Origin of the sequence: Embleya scabrispora (genome assembly GCF_002024165.1) — a bacterium.
GTDB classification, from domain to species: domain Bacteria; phylum Actinomycetota; class Actinomycetes; order Streptomycetales; family Streptomycetaceae; genus Embleya; species Embleya scabrispora_A.
In genome coordinates this window covers 5,623,284-5,639,746 of the sequence record NZ_MWQN01000001.1, presented here as the reverse complement: position 1 = coordinate 5,639,746, position 16,463 = coordinate 5,623,284, and the positions used below count along the sequence as shown (strand labels likewise).

The window sequence follows — 16,463 nt, the reverse complement described above, 5'->3', positions numbered from 1 at the left end:
GACCCACCGCGGCACCGCCCCCGCCCACGCCTCATCCATACCGTGCCCGCCCTCACGCACGCCTCGCGCACGGCGCCCGCACCACCCCGACATAGGCTTGACCCATGACGACGGTGCTCTTTGTTCGGCACGGACGGACCACGGCCAACTCCTCCGGAGTCCTCGCCGGTTGGACGCCGGGGGTGTTCCTGGACGATCGGGGCGAGGAACAGGCCGCCGCGCTGGCGGCGCGGATCGCCGAGCTGCCGCTCGCGGCGGTGGTGACCAGCCCGCTGGAGCGCTGCCGACAGACCTCGGAGGCGGTGCTGACGGCCCGGCTCGGGACCAAGTTCGCGCTCGACGCGGGCGCGCAGGTCGACGAGCGGGTCGGCGAGTGCCGCTACGGCGACTGGACCGGGCAGGAGCTGAAGAAGCTCGCCGAGGACCCGCTGTGGAAGACCGTGCAGACGCACCCGAGCGCGGTCACCTTCCCCGGCCCGGGCGGCGAGGCGCTGCGGACCACCCAGGCCCGCGCGGTGGACGCGGTCCGCGACTGGAACGAGCGCATCGCCGCCGAGCACGGACCCGAGGCGATGTACCTGGTCTGCTCGCACGGCGACGTGATCAAGGCGCTGGTCGCGGACGCGCTCGGGATGCACCTGGACCTGTTCCAGCGGATCCAGGTGGATCCGTGCTCGCTCACGGTGATCACGTACGGCGCCCACCGCCCGACCGTCGGCCGCCTCAACGACACCGGCGGCTCGGTGGCCGGCCTGCTGCCGCCGCCCGACGGACGGCACGGACCGGCGTCCGGCGACGCGGTGGTGGGCGGCGGAGCCGGCGCGCCGTAGGGTTCTTCGGAGGGCGCACTCCCCCCGCGCGCCCTCACCGACCGACCCGTCCGACCCGACCGACCACCCCGTCCCGCTCTCGAGAATCACGGAGCAGCTCGTGCCCCGCCAGGTCTTCCTGTACGACCCCCCGGACCGTTTCGTCGCCGGCACCGTGGGTGAGCCCGGCCAGCGAACCTTCTTCCTCCAGGCCTCCGCCGCCGGCCGCGTGACGAGCGTCGCGCTGGAGAAGACCCAGGTGTCCGTCCTGGCCGAACGTGTCGACGAACTCCTCGACGAGCTGGTGCGCCGCACCGGGGGCGAGACCGCCGTACCGGCCGTGACGCCCGCCGAACTGGAGGACTCCGGCCCGCTGTTGCCGCCGATCCTGGAGGAGTTCCGGGTCGGCACGATGGCCCTCGCGTGGGACGCCGACGACGAACGGCTCGTGGTCGAGGCACAGGCCCAGGTCCCCGACGACGACTCCCCCGAGGACACCCTGCTCGGCGATGACGACGACGAGGACGGCCCGCCGCTGCTCCGCGTGCGGCTCACCGGCGGGCAGGCCCGGGCGTTCGCGAAGCGCGCGTTGCTCGTGGTCGCGGCCGGGCGGCCGGCGTGTCCCTTCTGCGGGCTGCCGATGGACGCCGAGGGCCACATCTGCCCGCGCGCCAACGGGTACCGGCGTTGACCGACACGGTCCTCGACGCCGCCGCCGTCCCGGAGCTGTTGCGCCGGGGCGAGCTGACGGTGCGGGCGCGCCTGGAGGACGCCTCCAACGCCACGCTGTACTGCGTCGCGACGCTCGACGGCGTGTCCCTGCCGTGCGTGTGGAAGCCGGTCGCGGGCGAGCGTCCGCTGTGGGACTTCCCCGACGGCACGCTCGCGGGGCGCGAGGTGGCGGCGTACGAGGTGTCCGAGGCGCTGGGCTGGAACATCGTGCCGACCACGGTGTTCCGGGAGGGCCCGTACGGCGCGGGCATGTGCCAGGTGTGGATCGACCACAAGCGGGCGGACGACGAGCCCGAGCCGGTCGCGATCCTGCCGGCGGTCGACCCCGGACCGGCCTGGAAGCCGATCGCACACGTGGTCGTCCCCGACGAACAGGGCAGGGAGCAGCCCGCCCTGCTCGTGCACGCGGCCGGTGACGTACTTCAGCGCATCGCCGTGTTCGACGCGGTGATCAACAACGCCGACCGCAAGGGCGGCCACCTCCTGCCCGGCCCGGCCGGCCACGTGTACGGCATCGATCACGGCATCTGCTTCCACGTCGAGGACAAACTCCGCACCCTCCTGTGGGGCTGGGCGGGCGAGCCGCTGCCGGCCTCCGCGCGCGCCGCGCTGACCTCGCTGGCCGAGGAGTTGCACGGCGCGCTGGGTGCGCGTCTGGGCGAGCTGATTACGCCGGACGAGGTCGAGGCCACCCGCGAACGGGTGAGAGTTCTGCTCGCCGAGGGCCGGCTGCCGAAGCCGGACGGCCGCCGGCACGTGATTCCGTGGCCGCCGATCTGACTCGATATGACATTCATGGGTCGACCGGGCGTTCCCGGCCACCGGCGCCGGCCCGCACGCCGTCCCGGGCGCCGGTAAAGACGCGGATATTCGTCTGCCAACCCTGGAAGATCTTCACCCCCCGCTGACGTTAGGCTCATACGTATGTATGCCTGGCCTGCACCCGAGCTCCCCGTTCTCCCTGGTCAGGGTGCGTCCCTGCGCGTGCACGACAGTTCCGTGCACGAGCTGGTGGCGGTCACCCCGGGACCGGTCGCGCGGTTGTACGTGTGCGGCATCACGCCGTACGACGCGACCCACATGGGCCACGCGGCCACGTATGTCGCCTTCGATCTGCTCCAGCGGGTCTGGCGGGATGCCGGCCACAGCGTGGACTACGTGCAGAACGTCACCGACGTGGACGACCCCCTCCTGGAGCGGGCCGTGCGCGACGGCGTCGACTGGGTCGAGTTGGCGGAGCGCGAGACCGCGCTGTTCCGCGAGGACATGGCGTCGCTGCGGGTGCTACCGCCGGCCAACTACATCGGCGTGGTCGAGGCGATCCCGCTGATCGTGCCGCTGATCGAGGACCTGCTCGCCAAGGAGGCGGCCTACTCGGTCGACGGCGACATCTACTTCTCGATCGGGTCGGACGAGCGCTTCGGCGGCGTGTCCGGATACACCGCCGCCCGGATGCTGGAGATCTTCGGCGAGCGCGGCGGCGACCCCGAGCGGATCGGCAAGAAGGACCCGCTCGACCCGCTGCTCTGGCGTGCGGCGCGGCCGGGCGAGCCGTCCTGGGACGCGTCCTTCGGGGCCGGGCGCCCCGGGTGGCACATCGAGTGTGTGGCGATCGCGCTGAAGTACCTGGGCATGGGCTTCGACGTCCAGGGCGGCGGCAGCGACCTGGTCTTCCCGCACCACGAGATGGGCGCCTCGCACGCGCACGTGGTCACCGGCGAGGTGCCGTACGCGAAGGCGTACGTGCACGCGGGCATGGTCGGGCTGGACGGCGAGAAGATGTCCAAGTCGCGCGGCAACCTGGTGTTCGTCTCCAAGCTGCGCCGCGAGGGCGTGGACCCGATGGCGATCCGCCTGGCCCTGCTGGCCCATCACTACCGCAGCGACTGGGAGTGGACCGACACGGTTCTCGCCGGGGCCGAGGCGCGGCTGGCCACGTGGCGCGCGGCGGTCGGCCGTCCCGACGGGCCGGACACCACCGAACTGCTCGCCGCGATCCGCGAACGCATGGCCGACGACCTGGACGCCCCGGGCGCGCTGGCCGCCATGGACGCCTGGGCGGCGCGGCAACTCGCCGACGGCGGCGAGGACATGTCCGCCCCGGGCGTGGCCTCACGGGCACTGGACGCGATCCTCGGCGTGGCCCTGTAACCGCGACCCGACGGCGGCCGGGCGCCACAGCGGTCGGCCGCAACGGCCGCACCGTCCCGGACAACCACGAAGTCCCCGAACGGCAAGTGCCGTTCGGGGACTTCGTGGTTCACCGGCACCTGCCGGCACCGGCCGGGGTCGGTGTCCGCTCCGCCCGGCCACACCCCCGCGACGGCCGAACGGAGCGGACCCCTCGCCCGCGTCCCAAGCAGATCACGCGGGAATCCCTCGGCACTTCAGGGGAAGCCCTCATCTTCGGCGGAAACTTCGAGGGAGTCACCGACCCGATTCCCCGACATTGGCCCCGAACCGGGCTCCCTCCGGGCGGATCCCCCTCGGATCCCACCACTTTCGCCCTCACGCCTCCATCAGCAGGTACTGCCGCACGTCCAGGTAGCCGGACCGAAAGCCCGCCTCGGACCAGGACAGGTACAGGTCCCACATGCGCCGGAACACGTGGTCGAAGCCCAACGCCTCGACCTCGTCGGCCCGCCGGTCGAACCGCTCCCGCCACAGCCGCAACGTCTCGGCATAGTGCAGGCCGTACGACCTGCTGTCCGCGACCCGCAGCCGGGTCGCGGCGGTGGCCTTGCGCACCGCGTCGTCGGAGGGGATCAGACCGCCCGGGAAGATGTACTTGTGGATCCAGGTGTAGGTGTCCCGGCTGGCCAACATCCGGTCGTGCGGCATCGTGATCGACTGCAACGCGACCCGGCCGCCGGGTGCGAGCAGTCGGTCGAGCATTCCGAAGTAGGTGGGCCAGTACTCCTCCCCCACCGCCTCGATCATCTCCACGCTGACGATCGCGTCGTAACTGCCGCTCACGTGGCGGTAGTCGCGCAACTCGACCCGGACCCGATCGGCCAGGCCCGCGTTCGCGATCCGCGCCACCGCCAGGTCGCGCTGTTCGGCCGAGATGGTGATGGTGTGTACGTCGGCCCCGCGCTCGGCCGCGCGTAGTGCCAACTCGCCCCATCCGGTCCCGATTTCCAGCAGCCGGGTACCGGGGCCGACATCCGCCAGGTCGAGCAGCCGGTCGATCTTGCGCCGCTGGGCTTCGGGCAACGCGTCCTCGTCGGCCCGCGGGCCGCCGTCCGGGCCCTGCTCGAACACCGCCGACGAGTACGCCATCGTCTCGTCCAGGAAGGTGGCGAACAACTCGTTCGACAGGTCGTAGTGCCGGTGGATGTTGCGCTTGGCGCCGGCCACGGTATTGCGCTGCGCACGCGGTAGGCGCGGTATCGCCAGGCGGCGAAGTCGCTGAAGCGCCGGGGGAATCAGCGTACTCACCCGTGAGGCGAAGACGGTGAGCACCGCGGTCAGGTCGTCCGCCTCCCAGTCGCCCGCCTGATACGCCTCGCCGAAGCCGATCAGCCCACCCGTGCCCACCCGACGGAAGAACGCGTCCGGCCGCACGATCCGCATCACCGGCGCCTTCGCGTCCCCGTCGCCGTGCATCGCGCCGTCGATCCACACCCGCAACGGCAGCCGGGCCACCGCTCGTTCGAACAGGACGCGGGCCGCGGCGGCGCGCATCGGTCGACGTGGCACCTCCGCCACATCGGGCCAGCGCACCGGATCGACCCGGGTCGGGGCAACCTCGATCACACTCAACGCAGACTCCCTCCAGTCCCGTGCCCGCACCACGGGTACGCCGCGCGGCCGCGCACCCGGTTGGTGCGACGTGACCGTCCGCGCCGCGCCTCCCTCCGGTTCGGGCCGGCCCGATCGACGGCTGCCCGCCTCGGGAGGAACGGCGACTCGTAGAACTCCCATTCGAGTCCCACTCTTCCCGCGACGGGACGCGACAGCCGCGGGCGCGCGGAACCCGGGGGCGGCCGCGGCGGAGCGTTGTGCGCGGCGGCCGCGGACGGCCGCACGTGCGACGGCTCCGCATCCCGGAGTCGGGGATGCGGAGCCGGTCTTCGTCGATCGTCGAGCCGGGGATCTATCAGCCCCCGCAGCCGCCGCCACCGCCACAGCCGCCGCCTCCGCCGCAACTGCTCCCGCCACCGCAGCCGCTTCCGCCGCCGTCGCCACCGCCGCCACCACCGCTGCTGCCGGTGCCGCCGTACGCCACCAGCGCGAGCCGGGCATCCGGGTCGGGGTGTGCCGCCAACCCCAGGCAGGCCACCACGAACAGGCCGGACAGCGCGCCCGCGCCGACCAGGGCGCCGGAGCGGCGGTCGGCCCGCACCTGTGCGGTCAGACCGCGCAGCTCCCGGCGGCCCGCCGCGGTGGTCCGAAAGCCCGCCGCGGTCAGCCCCGCGAAGACGAAGGTGAACACGATCATCGGGACCAGGAAGCCGATCGGCCGGCTGTGCGCCAGGCCGTTGACGAAGCGGGCGATGCCCACCAGCCCGAGCACGAACAGCAGCCGGGACGGCGTCTTGGCGATCCGACGCGCGAGCGGCGAGTGCAGCAGTCCGCGGTCGACCAGGCTGCGTTCGATCTCCGCACGCATGGGACTGCGCGACCAGCCCCGCAGCAGGGCGATGCGGGTGCCGCGCGTGGTGCGGACGATGTCCAGCATCGCCGCGGCCACCGCCTCCGGTGGCCGCGATCCGGTCGCCGCGGTGACCCGACCGACCCGCTGGACGTGTACGTAGCCCTCGGTGATCAGGGACGCCAACGCGGTGTCGGCGACCCGCATCGGGCCGCCCGCCAGGTAGGCCGCGTCATACGCGCCCAGCGGCCCGCCGCGCGCCTGGCCGCGGATCGCCCAGGCGAGCACGATCCGCAACACGATCGCCAGAACCACGAGCCCGAGGGCGATCCCGCCGTAGAGGCGGAGGAATTCGGGACCCGTCAGACCCCACGCCGTGCCGTTCATGTGACGTCCCCTCCCGATTGTCCGACTCGCGGGTGTGTGCGGCTTGTTCACCCTGATCCGGAAGGTAGCAGTGGCCCGATCCCCCCGGTCAGAGGCATCTCCCTACGTTCCGGGCATCGTCGCCACACGGCCGCCCCGCAGTCGCCACGCGCTCGCGCGGGAGCCCCGTGCCGGCCCCGCGACCCGCCCCCAGTCAACTGACTGATCGTCAGAACGGTGCCCGGGCTCGGTCGGATCCGCTCGCGGGTGCAGGATGGTGGTACACCCGTAGACACGTGCCGTTCCGCCTTTCCCGAGGAGCCGTCATGACGGAGGCTGTCCGTCCCCAGCCCACCACCCGCGCGGAAGACGAGGTCGTCGACCTGTGTCGCGACCTGATTCGCATCGACACGAGCAACTACGGCGACGGATCGGGGCCGGGTGAACGGGCCGCCGCGGAATACGTCGCCGAAAAGCTGGCCGAGGTCGGCCTGGAGCCGAAGATCTACGAATCCGAGCGCGGCCGGGCCAGCACGGTGGTCCGGATCGAGGGCATCGACCGGTCCCGGCCGGGCCTGCTGATCCACGGCCACACCGACGTGGTCCCGGCGAACGCCGCCGACTGGACCCACGACCCGTTCTCGGGCGAGATCGCCGACGGCTGCGTGTGGGGTCGGGGCGCGGTCGACATGAAGGACATGGACGCGATGGTGCTCGCGGTGCTGCGTGATCGGGTACGGTCCGGCCGGCTGCCCTCGCGCGATGTCGTACTCGCCTTCGTGGCCGACGAGGAGGCCGGCGGTCTGTACGGCGCCCGGCACCTGGTGGACAACCACGCCGACCTGTTCGAGGGCGTCACCGAGGCGATCGGCGAGGTCGGCGGCTTCTCCTTCACGGTCAACGAGGACCTGCGGCTCTACCTGGTCGAGACCGCCCAGAAGGGCATGGACTGGATGCGGCTGATCGTGGACGGCACCGCCGGCCACGGCTCGATGATCGCCAAGGACAACGCGATCACCGAACTGGCCGAGGCGGTCGCCCGGGTGGGTCGGCACAAGTTCCCGATCCGGATCACCAAGACCGTGCGCGCGTTCCTGGACGAGGTCTCCGACGCCCTGGGCATCGAACTCGACCCGGACGACATAGAGTCCACCATCGAGCGGCTCGGCCCGATCGCGAGCATCATCGGCGCGACCATCCGCAACACCGCGCAGCCGACCATGCTGAACGCCGGGTACAAGGTCAACGTGATCCCCGGGCAGGCCACCGCCCACCTGGACGGTCGATTCCTGCCGGGCTTCGAGGACGAGTTCCACGCCGAGTTGGACGCGGTCCTGGGCCCGCGCGTGCGCCGCGAGACGGTCCACACGGACCAGGCCCTGGAGACCGGCTTCGACGGCGCCCTGGTCGAGGCCATGTCGGCCGCGCTGCGCGCGCACGACCCGGCCGCGCGCGCCGTGCCGTACTGCCTGTCGGGCGGCACCGACGCGAAGTCCTTCGCCGATCTGAACATCCGCTGCTTCGGTTTCGCGCCGCTCAAGCTGCCGGCCGACCTCGACTTCGCGGGCATGTTCCACGGCGTGGACGAGCGGGTCCCGGTGGACGGGCTGAAGTTCGGTGTCCGGGTGCTGGACCACCTGCTCGACAACGCGTGAGACATCGGATGAGCGGGGGGCGCACGGCCGGGTCGGGAGCGGGATCCCGAGCCCGTGCCGCGCGCCCGTCGGCATCGCCGACCACGGGTTTTCCCGGCCGTCGGGCCCGAACGAGTGAATACCTCCCGGAGCACGTAGCCTGCGCTTGATCCGGTCGTTTCTTCTTGTGCGGCGCGCATGCGCGTCGTGGTGTCTACAAGGAGGACGGAAGAATCATGAAGAAGATGGGCAAGACCGCGTTCATCGTCGCGGCCGGCAGTGGTCTCGTGCTCGCCGGTGCCAGTGGCGCCATGGCCAACGCCGATTCGGACGGCGCGGCCGTCGGTTCCCCCGGTGTGGTGTCGGGCAACAACATCCAGGTGCCGATCCACGTCCCGATCAACCTGTGCGGCAACACCATCGACATCGTCGGTGTGCTGAACCCCGCCTTCGGCAACACCTGCATCAACACCTGATCCAGGCCCACGCGCTCGATGGCGTGAGGACGGCCCCGGGACCGCCACGGTCTCGGGGCCGTCCCGCTGTACGGCCGGCCCCCGCCCGGGCCCGGCGGCCTCGGCGCGGCGACGGTCGGCTTCGTTCAGCCGAGCCCGTCCGGGCCGAAGCGCGGGCGAAAACAATCGGAACACGGTTGCACGGAAGGCCGAAACTCAGCCATACGAGCGAATCCCCGTCACCCCGGTGACCTCCGGTGTCGACTCTCGTTGGACGACCGTGCGGGGTCAACGTCCCCCGCCCCTCGCGAAAGAGACACAGGGGTACCTACATGCACCAGCTCGCCAAGAAGGGGCTGTTGGTCGTCGTCGCCACCGCGGGCGCACTCGCGTCCGCGGCCGTCGGCGTGGCCAACGCCGGCAGCGGGGCCGACGGAGCGGCCGTCGGCTCGCCCGGCGTGGCGTCGGGCAACAACATCCAGGTGCCGATCCACGTCCCGGTGAACATCTGCGGCAACACCGTGAACGTCATCGGTGCGCTGAACCCGGCCTTCGGCAACCACTGCGCCAACGTGTCGACGAACAAGCCACCGCACACGAAGCCCCCGACGACGCACCCGCCGACCAGCAAGCCGCCGACCACGTGCCCGCCGAGCACCAAGCCCCCACCACCAAGCCGCCGACCACGTCGCCGCCCACCACCGGCGGCACCAGCGGCGGCTCGACCGGCCACAACACCGGTGGCAACACCGGCGGGTCGACGGGCGGCAACACCGGCGGCACCACGGGCGGCACGACCGGCGGCACCACGGGCGGCACGACCGGTGGCAGCTCGGCCGGCAGCACCGGCGGCACGACCGGCGGTTCCTCGCACGGCGGCGGATCCCTCGCCGAGACCGGTTCCGACGCGCTGACCGTGGCCCCGATCGGCGCCGCGCTGCTGCTCGGCGGCTTCGTCCTGTACCGTCGCGCGCGGCCCGCCCGGGACTGATCCCGACCTCCGGGACCCATCCGCATCGACCGGGCGCCCGACGCACCCCGACGCGCGCCCGGATGGACCGCTCGCCCCTGGGAGGACAGGGGCGGGCAGTCCGGCCTTCACCTCGCTCACATGGTGCGCATCCGTCACATGGTGCGCACCTGTCTGATGATCCGGCGCCGGAGCACCACCCGGCGGCTGCCGTCGCCGCGCAGGAGCAGCCGGTCCAGCTCCCAATACCCGTATTCCGCCTGCTCGGTCAGGATCCGACACGCGTCGCCGCGGGACGTGCCGCGCGGAATGTCCAGTTGCCGAAACTCGTAGTCCGCCATGTTTCCATTCCCCGGCGCCCGCGCCGCCGGCGCGGTGACCGGCCTTTTGGTAGGCCAACGACTCTGCCATCAGTGAACCATTGTGCGCGCGTGGGGCTCTTGCGGATAACGTCACCCCATGACCGGTGTTGCGCAGCCCACGCCAGAGCAGGTCCGTGCCGCCGCGGACGTTCTCAAATCGGCGATCGACGACCATCTGGCCGCCGTCGAAGCCCGCCAGGGCGAGAGCGACCCGGCCGTCTTCGCCGCGTACGACGCGCTCGCGGCCGCCGCGGAGGCCTACGACGAGTTGTTGTACGACGCCTACGACGAGGTCACCCCGTTCGAGGTGCCGAGCAGCGGCGAGGAAGCCGAATACGAGGGGCCGACCAACCCCGAGGCGGTGACCGTGCTGATCCGTCGCGACTACGTGATCAAGGATCTGATCACCCTCGTCGACCACGCCCGCCGGGCCGACGCGGAGGCCGGCGAGAACGAACCGGCCGTCTCGCCGCGCGATACCGGCGCCGACAGCGCGTCCAGCGCGGTCGCGGTGCTCTTCGACGTCTACGATCCGGACGAGATCGCCCAGCGCGCCGACGAACTGGGCCTGGAACCGGGCGATTCGACCCTGTGGGTGTCCGCGATCGAGCCGACCGAACCGGGCGAATGGCTCGACGCCCCCTTCGAGGACGCGGATCCGCGCAGCATCATCTACCGGTTCGAGACGAGCACCGCGTACGAGGACGACCTGGAAGCCCTGGAACGCGATCTGCACTGATCGACGTATCGATCGACCGCCGATCGGCCCTGGCCGGTTCGCTCACGTGTCATCCGGGTGCGGCGGCGGCCTGTCGCGAGGCCGCCGCCGCACCCGGATGTGCGTGGTGCCGGCTCAATAGCGCATCGCCAGTGCGATGCCGCCCACGTCCGCGAGTGTGCCGTCGGGGACGAAGACCACCTTGCCGTCGCCTTCGAGGGCCGCCTCGACCACGGTGTCGACGATGTCGTCCTCGGCCCGACCGGCCAGTACCGCGTCCTCCGCGTGCGGGCCGGTGAGCACCTGGAGCGCGATCTCCCCGGTCGCCTCGACGATGACCAGGCGACCGGTGACCCGCAGGCCCTCCTCGACCACGAGCAGCGCGCCGCGCCCGGCTCGGACCGGCGCCCACACCTCCTGGATGCCGCCCGCGTACCGCTTGGCGCTGCGCGCGTCGTCGAGCGCCCGCAGTGCGGCGGCGGTCGCCTCCTCGGCCAGCGCGGCCCGCGCCGGGGCCAGGATCTCGGCGAGCTGCGCGGCCGTGGCGTCGACCAGGCCGCCGACCTCCAGATCGCTCTCGGCCAGGTGCCCGGCGTTGCGGCTGCCTTCGCGGAACGCCTTGACCTGCGGTCGCAGGCCGACCAGGACGACCTTGCCGTCACGCTGCGGCCCGGTGAGCGCATGGGCCAGGTGTTCGTCGGCCTCGTTCAGCAGTCGGCGGAATTCCTCGCTCACCCCGATGCCGCCGCCCTCGCGCCGGGGTTGGCCGTCCGGCTCGGGCGCGGGTGTGGTGACCGGGAATCCGTCGACGCGCGCCTCGTACACGTGCTCGCCCCGGCCGCGCCACAATCGTGCCTCCTGCTCGCTGAGCACCAGCGCCCAGTACGGGGTGAGGCGTTCCGCCGCGGAGACCAGGTTGCGGGTGAGGTAGGTGGTCGCGAAGACGATCCGCTCGCTGACCGGCGCCTCGATTCTGAAGGCGTAGTGCTCGTCCGCCGAGGCGTAGAGCACCAGACCGTCGAGGAAGCTCTCCGGATCCAGTTCGGCCGCCGCGGCCCGGAGCCGGTCGGCCGTCTTGATCCGTACCTCCCGGGTCACCTCCGGGTCCGCCGCCAGCCGCTTCTCCGCCTCGGTGAGCACGTTCCGCAGCCGAATGTGGTCCTGCTGGTTCTCCGGGCGGTGCCGGTGCGTGGGCAGCGTCAGGGACACCAGCGGGTACGCGCGGGGACGGCGCAGCTCGGCGAGCAGGTCCGGCGTCAGGGCGGCGGTGGTCATGCGGTCTCCTGGCGTGCGTTCAGGCCTCACGGCATCGGCAAACACACCGTCCTATGCCCGCTTCGGCAGGAAAATCGCACGAATCACCCAACCGGCTCGCAGCCCCGGACGGTCACCGATCCGGAAACGGTTGTTGACCGTGAGTCAGGAGTGACTTTAGGTTGAGCCCTCACCGTCCATGGGGATCCGGCCCGCCCGGAGACCGTGGTCCGCCCGGACCGGGGTGGGCCCGTGCGAGGAGCGACCACGTGCGATCCGTGCTCCCCCGGCGGCCGGCCCTCGTGGCCGCGCTGCTCGGATTGACCCTGACCACCGCCGCGTGCGGTGCGGACTCCACCGCCGGCGGTTCGTCCCGCGGCGCGATGACCGTGCTGGTCACGCAGGAGGCGCGCAGTCTCGACCCGATCGTGGCGAGCCTGTCCCAGATCACCGGTGGCACCCAGGCCGCGGCGGTCTTCGACGTGCTGTTGTGGATCGATCCGAAGACCGGCCGGGCCATGCCGCAGCTGGCGGAGAGCGCGACCGCGGCGGAGGGCGGTCGGGTCTGGACGATGCGGTTGCGGCCGGATCTGAGGTTCTCCGACGGCACCCCGCTGGACGCGGAGGCGGTGAAGTTCAACTGGGAGCGGCACGCGGATCCGGCGAACAAGTCGCTCCAGGCGCGGGTGGTCGCCGGGATCGGCATATCCGTGGCCGACAGCCGGACCGTGCGGGTCACGCTGCCGGCGCCGAACGCGCACTTCGACAAGGTGATCGCGCACAACCTGGCGTTCATCGGCTCGCCGACCGCGATCAGGGCCGATCCGAAGGGGTTCGGCGCCAAGCCGGTGGGAGCCGGGCCGTACCGGCTGGAGAGCTGGGTGCGCGACCAGCAGATGGTGTTCAAGCGCAATCCGAAGTACTGGCAGGTGGGCTCGCGGCCGCCGTTGAAGGAGCTGATCCTCAAGCCGGTGGTCGACCAGTCGCAGCGGCTGGCGATGCTGAACGCCGATCAGGCCCAGGTGTTGACCACGGCGCAGGCCAAGTTGATGGGCGACGCGCGCAAGGCCGGGCTGCCGGTGGTCACCGAGGGCAAGAGCGGCGGTTTCATGACGCTGTTCAACACGGCCCGGCCGCCGTTCGACGATCCCCGGGCGCGGCGCGCGTTCGCGTTGATCATGGATCCGGCCGCGCGGACGAAGGTGGTCACCGACGACGCCGGCAAGCCGCTGAGCACGTTCCTGCGCCCGGGTTCGGACTTCGTCGCCTCCGACGCGCCGCTGCCCGCGAACAACCGGGTCGAGGCGCAGCGCCTGCTCGACGCGCTCGCCGCCGAGGGCAAGCCGCTGAACTTCACCTACAGCACGTACAACAGTCCGGGCTCGCACGTGACCGCCGAATACTGGCTGGCCCAGATCGCCACGATGAGGAACATCGGCATGAGGACCGAGTTCCTGGAGGGCACCCAGTACCTCCAGAAGGTGCAGATCCAACGGCAGTTCGACGCGGGCGAGTTCGTGTTGTCCTTCGACGACCCGGAGCCGGTGTTGTACAACTTCCTGCACTCCAAGGGGCAGGACAACCACATGCAGTGGAAGAACCCGGCGGTGGACGGGGCGCTGGAGCGGGCCCGGGCCACCACGGATCCGGAGGTCCGGCGGGCCGCGTATGCCGAGGTGCAGCGGGCGCTGGCGCAGGATGTGCCGATGTTCGCCTACGAGCAGGCGTTCACGGCGGCGATCCGGGCGAAGAACGTTAAGGTGGTCGACCTGACCGTGTTCGAGGACGGGCTGATCATGTTCGACCGGTTGGGTCTGGCCTAGGCGCGAGCGGGCGCGAGTCGGCGGGGGTGGCCGGGGCGGGGATCGGTACCGCCGTGGGGCCGACGGGGTCGGGGATGCACAGGCAGGCGATCAGCGCGCATCCGGCCACCGCGCCGGCGATCACGAACACGACCATGTAGGCGTGCAGCGCGGGCAGTTCGCGTCCGGCGGCGGAGATCGTGTACGTGGTGAGCACGGCCGCCACCACCGCGCTGCACACCGCCTGGCCGATGGTGCGCATCAGCGCGTTGATCCCGTTGGCGGCGGCGGTCTGCGCGGCGGGCACGGCCCGGATGACCAGCATCGGCAGCGCCGAGTAGCACATGGCGGTGCCGGAGGCGACGACCGTGGCGCCGGCGATGACGGTCCACAGGTCGTGGCTGGTGAAGATGCGCACCACGTAGCCCAGGCCGAGCAGGACGGCGCCGAGGCCGAGGCAGAAGCGTGGTCCCCGGGTGGCGGTCAGCCGGGTGGAGAGGGGGGAGAGGACGACCATCATCACCCCGCCGGGGAGCAGGCACAGGCCGCCGGCGGCGACCGAGAGGCCGAGGCCGTAGCCGCTCGCCTCGGGTGTCTGTACCAGCTGGGCCGTGGACAGGCTGTTCGCGTAGAACGAGAAGCCGATGAACAGCGCGGCGATGTTGGGCAGCAGCACCGCCGGGCGGGTGGTCACCCGCAGGTCCACGAGTGGGGTGCGCGCCCGCCACTGGTGCCGGCACCAGCCGAGCAGGATTGCCGCGGCGGCGCCGATCAGGCCGGTCGTCCGGGCGCTGCCCCAGCCCCAGGCGGCGCCCTTGGAGACCGCGAGCAGCAGGCAGACCAGGAACGCGGCCAGGCCGAGCGAGCCGATCACGTCGAAGCGGCCGGGGGTGCGGACCGGCGACTCGCGGACCACGAGCACGACCAGGGTCAGCACCACCAGGGCCAGTGCCGTGGCGGCCCAGAACATCATGTGCCAGTCGGCGTGGTCGACCACCAGGCCGGCCAGTGGGAGGCCGACGGCGGCGCCGATGCCGAGCGTCGAGCTCATCATCGCGACGCCGCCGCCGACCTTGGCCGGCGGCAGTTCGTCGCGCAGGATGCTGATCCCCAGCGGAACCACGGCGGTGGCCATGCCCTGGAGGGTGCGGCCGACGATAAGCACGGCGATGTCCGAGGTGAGCGCGCACATCAGCGAGCCGATCGACAACACGACCATGGCCAGGACCAGCATGCGCTTCTTGCCGAACATGTCGCCCGCCCGGCCGAGCAGCGGGGTGCAGACCGCGCCGCTGAGCAGCGTGGCGGTCAGGGTCCAGCTCACCGTCGAGGCCGAACTGCCGGTCAGTGCGGGCAGGTCCGGCAGGAGCGGGACGACGACGGTCTGCATCAGCGCGGCGACGATGCCGCAGGAGCCGAGGACCGGTACGAGGAGGCGTCGTCGCGCGTCGTGCGGAGTCGAGGCGGGGCCGGTCACGAACGCTCCGGGTGGGAGAGGGCGGAAGGTCGGCCCCACCCTAGGGATAGATGTACGACACATCAATCATTTGCGGACACCTTTGCCCGCTCCTTGCGCAGCGGCGCGCCCACCCGGTGCATGTGGCCGAGCGCCTGCCGATACGAGGTGATCGCGCTCGTCTCCAGGTAGGGCACTCCGAGCCGGGCGCAGTGCGCGCGCACGATCGGTTGCGCGCGGCGCAGGTTCACCCGCGGCATGTTCGGCACCAGGTGGTGTTCGATCTGGTAGTTCAGCCCGCCGAGCAGCCAGTCGGTGACCGGGCCGCCGGTGACGTTGCGCGAGGTCAGCACCTGGCGGCGCAGGTGGTCCCACTTGACGCCCGGCTCCGGCATCGGCATGCCCTTGTGGTTGGGCGCGAACGCCATGCCCAGGTGCAGGCCGAGCAGCGCGTGGGTGAGCAGTACGAAGACCAGGGCCTTGACCGGCGACATCGAGATCGCCAGGACCGAGATGTACAGGGCGTAGTGCAGGGCCAGCACCGAACCCTCGACCCGGCGCTCGCGCGGGGTGCGCTCCTTGAGCGCCATCAGGCCGTTGACCTTGAGGTTGAGCCCTTCGAGCAGCAGCAGCGGGAAGAACAGTCGTGCCTGGTTGCGGGTCAGCCAGCCCATCAGGCCGGTCCGGCCGCCCGTCTGTTCGGCGTCCCAGACCAGCACGCCGACCGCGACGTCCGGGTCCTTCTCCCGGTGGTTCGGGTTGGCGTGGTGCTTGTTGTGCTTCGCGTTCCACCAGCCGCAGCTCATCCCCATCAGCAGGTTGCCGTGCAGCAGGGAAAGGATGCGGTGGGTGCGGGCGCTGCGGGCGATCTGCTGGTGGCCCGCGTCGTGGCCGACGAAGGACGCGCGGGTGGTGAACAGCGCGACGGGTATCGCGAGGGCGAGCTGCCACCACGAGTCGCCGACCCGGATGACCGCGGCCCAGGAGCCGAGCAGGAGCAGCAGGTTCAGGCCGATCGAGCGGGCGTACCAGGCGGTGCGCCGCTCCAGCAGGCCGGCCGCCTTGAGGTCGGCGAGCAGCGGCGCGAAGTCGCTGCCCCGGCGCGGCGCGGGGCCTGCGGCGCGTCCAGGGTCGGTGCGGTCAAGGTCATGGGGCATCCCGGATCTCGGTGGTTGGTCGTGTGAGCGCAGTGGCTTGGCGCCCACCTCGACGCTATTGACCGTCCCACCGGGGAACGAGCCGACAAGCCCCCGATCCCGGGGAGGCTTCACCTCCCCTCACGTGGGGGTCGAGCACCATGGACACACG

The 16,463-nt window shown here is 71.6% G+C and carries 15 protein-coding genes and 1 pseudogene; 10 read left to right on the top strand and 6 right to left on the bottom strand.

All coding sequences use genetic code 11. The features are described from left to right. The first annotated feature begins 104 nt into the window (after window positions 1-104). The 4 genes from B4N89_RS24880 to mshC all read left to right on the top strand — a co-directional run bounded on the left by B4N89_RS24880 (window position 105) and on the right by mshC (window position 3,692). The gene (locus B4N89_RS24880) at window positions 105-830 is read left to right on the top strand and encodes a histidine phosphatase family protein (RefSeq protein WP_078978036.1); all 726 of its coding nucleotides are present in this window, start codon (window positions 105-107) and stop codon (window positions 828-830) included. A 100-nt stretch (window positions 831-930) separates the two neighbouring features. After that, window positions 931-1,500: a DUF3090 domain-containing protein gene (locus B4N89_RS24875; protein ID WP_078978035.1), complete on the top strand. Its 570-nt coding sequence runs from the start codon at window positions 931-933 to the stop codon at window positions 1,498-1,500. Then, window positions 1,497-2,321, top strand: a complete 825-nt coding sequence (locus B4N89_RS24870) for an SCO1664 family protein (protein ID WP_078978034.1) — start codon at window positions 1,497-1,499, stop codon at window positions 2,319-2,321. Before B4N89_RS24875 ends, B4N89_RS24870 begins: the two co-directional genes overlap by 4 nt. Before the next feature lie 144 nt (window positions 2,322-2,465). Further along, entirely contained in the window at window positions 2,466-3,692 is a 1,227-nt protein-coding gene (gene mshC, locus B4N89_RS24865) for a cysteine--1-D-myo-inosityl 2-amino-2-deoxy-alpha-D-glucopyranoside ligase (RefSeq protein WP_078978033.1), read from the top strand. A 357-nt stretch (window positions 3,693-4,049) separates the two neighbouring features. Here the strand turns inward: mshC and B4N89_RS24860 are convergent, their stop codons facing one another. Next, window positions 4,050-5,306 (bottom strand): SAM-dependent methyltransferase, encoded by a 1,257-nt coding sequence (locus tag B4N89_RS24860; protein ID WP_235618769.1) that lies wholly within the window; start codon window positions 5,304-5,306, stop codon window positions 4,050-4,052. A gap of 337 nt (window positions 5,307-5,643) precedes the next feature. Continuing rightward, window positions 5,644-6,525 carry a TIGR04222 domain-containing membrane protein gene (locus B4N89_RS24855; protein WP_078978031.1) on the bottom strand — a complete coding sequence of 294 codons (882 nt, stop codon included), beginning with the start codon at window positions 6,523-6,525 and terminating at the stop codon, window positions 5,644-5,646. Between the two features lie 305 nt (window positions 6,526-6,830). Here B4N89_RS24855 and B4N89_RS24850 point away from each other — a divergent pair, with 305 nt between their 5' ends. The 4 genes and pseudogenes from B4N89_RS24850 to B4N89_RS53065 all read left to right on the top strand — a co-directional run bounded on the left by B4N89_RS24850 (window position 6,831) and on the right by B4N89_RS53065 (window position 9,584). Further along, on the top strand, window positions 6,831-8,159 hold the full coding sequence (locus tag B4N89_RS24850) for a M20/M25/M40 family metallo-hydrolase (protein WP_078978030.1): 1,329 nt from the start codon (window positions 6,831-6,833) through the stop codon (window positions 8,157-8,159). A 215-nt stretch (window positions 8,160-8,374) separates the two neighbouring features. Then, entirely contained in the window at window positions 8,375-8,614 is a 240-nt protein-coding gene (locus tag B4N89_RS24845; protein ID WP_078978029.1) for a chaplin, read from the top strand. Between the two features lie 311 nt (window positions 8,615-8,925). Then, window positions 8,926-9,105: pseudogene (locus tag B4N89_RS51630) on the top strand (chaplin); the annotation flags it as partial. 131 nt (window positions 9,106-9,236) lie between these two features. Continuing rightward, entirely contained in the window at window positions 9,237-9,584 is a 348-nt protein-coding gene (locus tag B4N89_RS53065; protein WP_235619003.1) for a hypothetical protein, read from the top strand. 134 nt (window positions 9,585-9,718) lie between these two features. Here the strand turns inward: B4N89_RS53065 and B4N89_RS24835 are convergent, their stop codons facing one another. Beyond that, window positions 9,719-9,904 (bottom strand): DUF5703 family protein, encoded by a 186-nt coding sequence (locus B4N89_RS24835; protein WP_078978027.1) that lies wholly within the window; start codon window positions 9,902-9,904, stop codon window positions 9,719-9,721. A gap of 118 nt (window positions 9,905-10,022) precedes the next feature. Here B4N89_RS24835 and B4N89_RS24830 point away from each other — a divergent pair, with 118 nt between their 5' ends. Continuing rightward, complete coding sequence (locus tag B4N89_RS24830) at window positions 10,023-10,664, top strand: hypothetical protein (protein ID WP_078978026.1); 642 nt, start codon at window positions 10,023-10,025, stop codon at window positions 10,662-10,664. Between the two features lie 114 nt (window positions 10,665-10,778). On the opposite strand, the gene B4N89_RS49935 is transcribed toward B4N89_RS24830, so the two are convergent. Then, window positions 10,779-11,918: a hypothetical protein gene (locus B4N89_RS49935; protein WP_078978025.1), complete on the bottom strand. Its 1,140-nt coding sequence runs from the start codon at window positions 11,916-11,918 to the stop codon at window positions 10,779-10,781. Window positions 11,919-12,166: 248 nt separating this feature from the next. Between B4N89_RS49935 and B4N89_RS24820 the strand changes: the two genes are divergently transcribed. Then, window positions 12,167-13,720, top strand: a complete 1,554-nt coding sequence (locus B4N89_RS24820; protein ID WP_078978024.1) for an ABC transporter substrate-binding protein — start codon at window positions 12,167-12,169, stop codon at window positions 13,718-13,720. Here the strand turns inward: B4N89_RS24820 and B4N89_RS24815 are convergent. Both B4N89_RS24815 and B4N89_RS24810 read right to left on the bottom strand, forming a co-directional pair. Next, complete coding sequence (locus B4N89_RS24815) at window positions 13,692-15,239, bottom strand: MFS transporter (RefSeq protein ID WP_078978023.1); 1,548 nt, start codon at window positions 15,237-15,239, stop codon at window positions 13,692-13,694. The two genes, B4N89_RS24820 and B4N89_RS24815, sit on opposite strands and share 29 nt — an antisense overlap. Beyond that, complete coding sequence (locus tag B4N89_RS24810) at window positions 15,239-16,312, bottom strand: fatty acid desaturase family protein (RefSeq protein WP_078978022.1); 1,074 nt, start codon at window positions 16,310-16,312, stop codon at window positions 15,239-15,241. The genes B4N89_RS24815 and B4N89_RS24810 overlap by 1 nt, the downstream gene beginning before the upstream one ends. Between the last annotated feature and the right edge of the window lie 151 nt (window positions 16,313-16,463).

What these genes read in the sequence shown, in the direction of transcription:
- B4N89_RS24880 (WP_078978036.1), top strand. Translation starts at nt 105, where the DNA reads ATGACGACGGTGCTCTTTGTTCGGCACGGACGGACCACGGCCAACTCC.
- mshC (WP_078978033.1), top strand. Translation starts at nt 2,466, where the DNA reads ATGTATGCCTGGCCTGCACCCGAGCTCCCCGTTCTCCCTGGTCAGGGT.
- B4N89_RS24855 (WP_078978031.1), bottom strand. Translation starts at nt 6,525, where the DNA reads ATGAACGGCACGGCGTGGGGTCTGACGGGTCCCGAATTCCTCCGCCTC.
- B4N89_RS24850 (WP_078978030.1), top strand. Translation starts at nt 6,831, where the DNA reads ATGACGGAGGCTGTCCGTCCCCAGCCCACCACCCGCGCGGAAGACGAG.
- B4N89_RS24845 (WP_078978029.1), top strand. Translation starts at nt 8,375, where the DNA reads ATGAAGAAGATGGGCAAGACCGCGTTCATCGTCGCGGCCGGCAGTGGT.
- B4N89_RS24835 (WP_078978027.1), bottom strand. Translation starts at nt 9,904, where the DNA reads ATGGCGGACTACGAGTTTCGGCAACTGGACATTCCGCGCGGCACGTCC.
- B4N89_RS24830 (WP_078978026.1), top strand. Translation starts at nt 10,023, where the DNA reads ATGACCGGTGTTGCGCAGCCCACGCCAGAGCAGGTCCGTGCCGCCGCG.
- B4N89_RS49935 (WP_078978025.1), bottom strand. Translation starts at nt 11,918, where the DNA reads ATGACCACCGCCGCCCTGACGCCGGACCTGCTCGCCGAGCTGCGCCGT.
- B4N89_RS24815 (WP_078978023.1), bottom strand. Translation starts at nt 15,239, where the DNA reads ATGTGTCGTACATCTATCCCTAGGGTGGGGCCGACCTTCCGCCCTCTC.
- B4N89_RS24810 (WP_078978022.1), bottom strand. Translation starts at nt 16,312, where the DNA reads ATGCCCCATGACCTTGACCGCACCGACCCTGGACGCGCCGCAGGCCCC.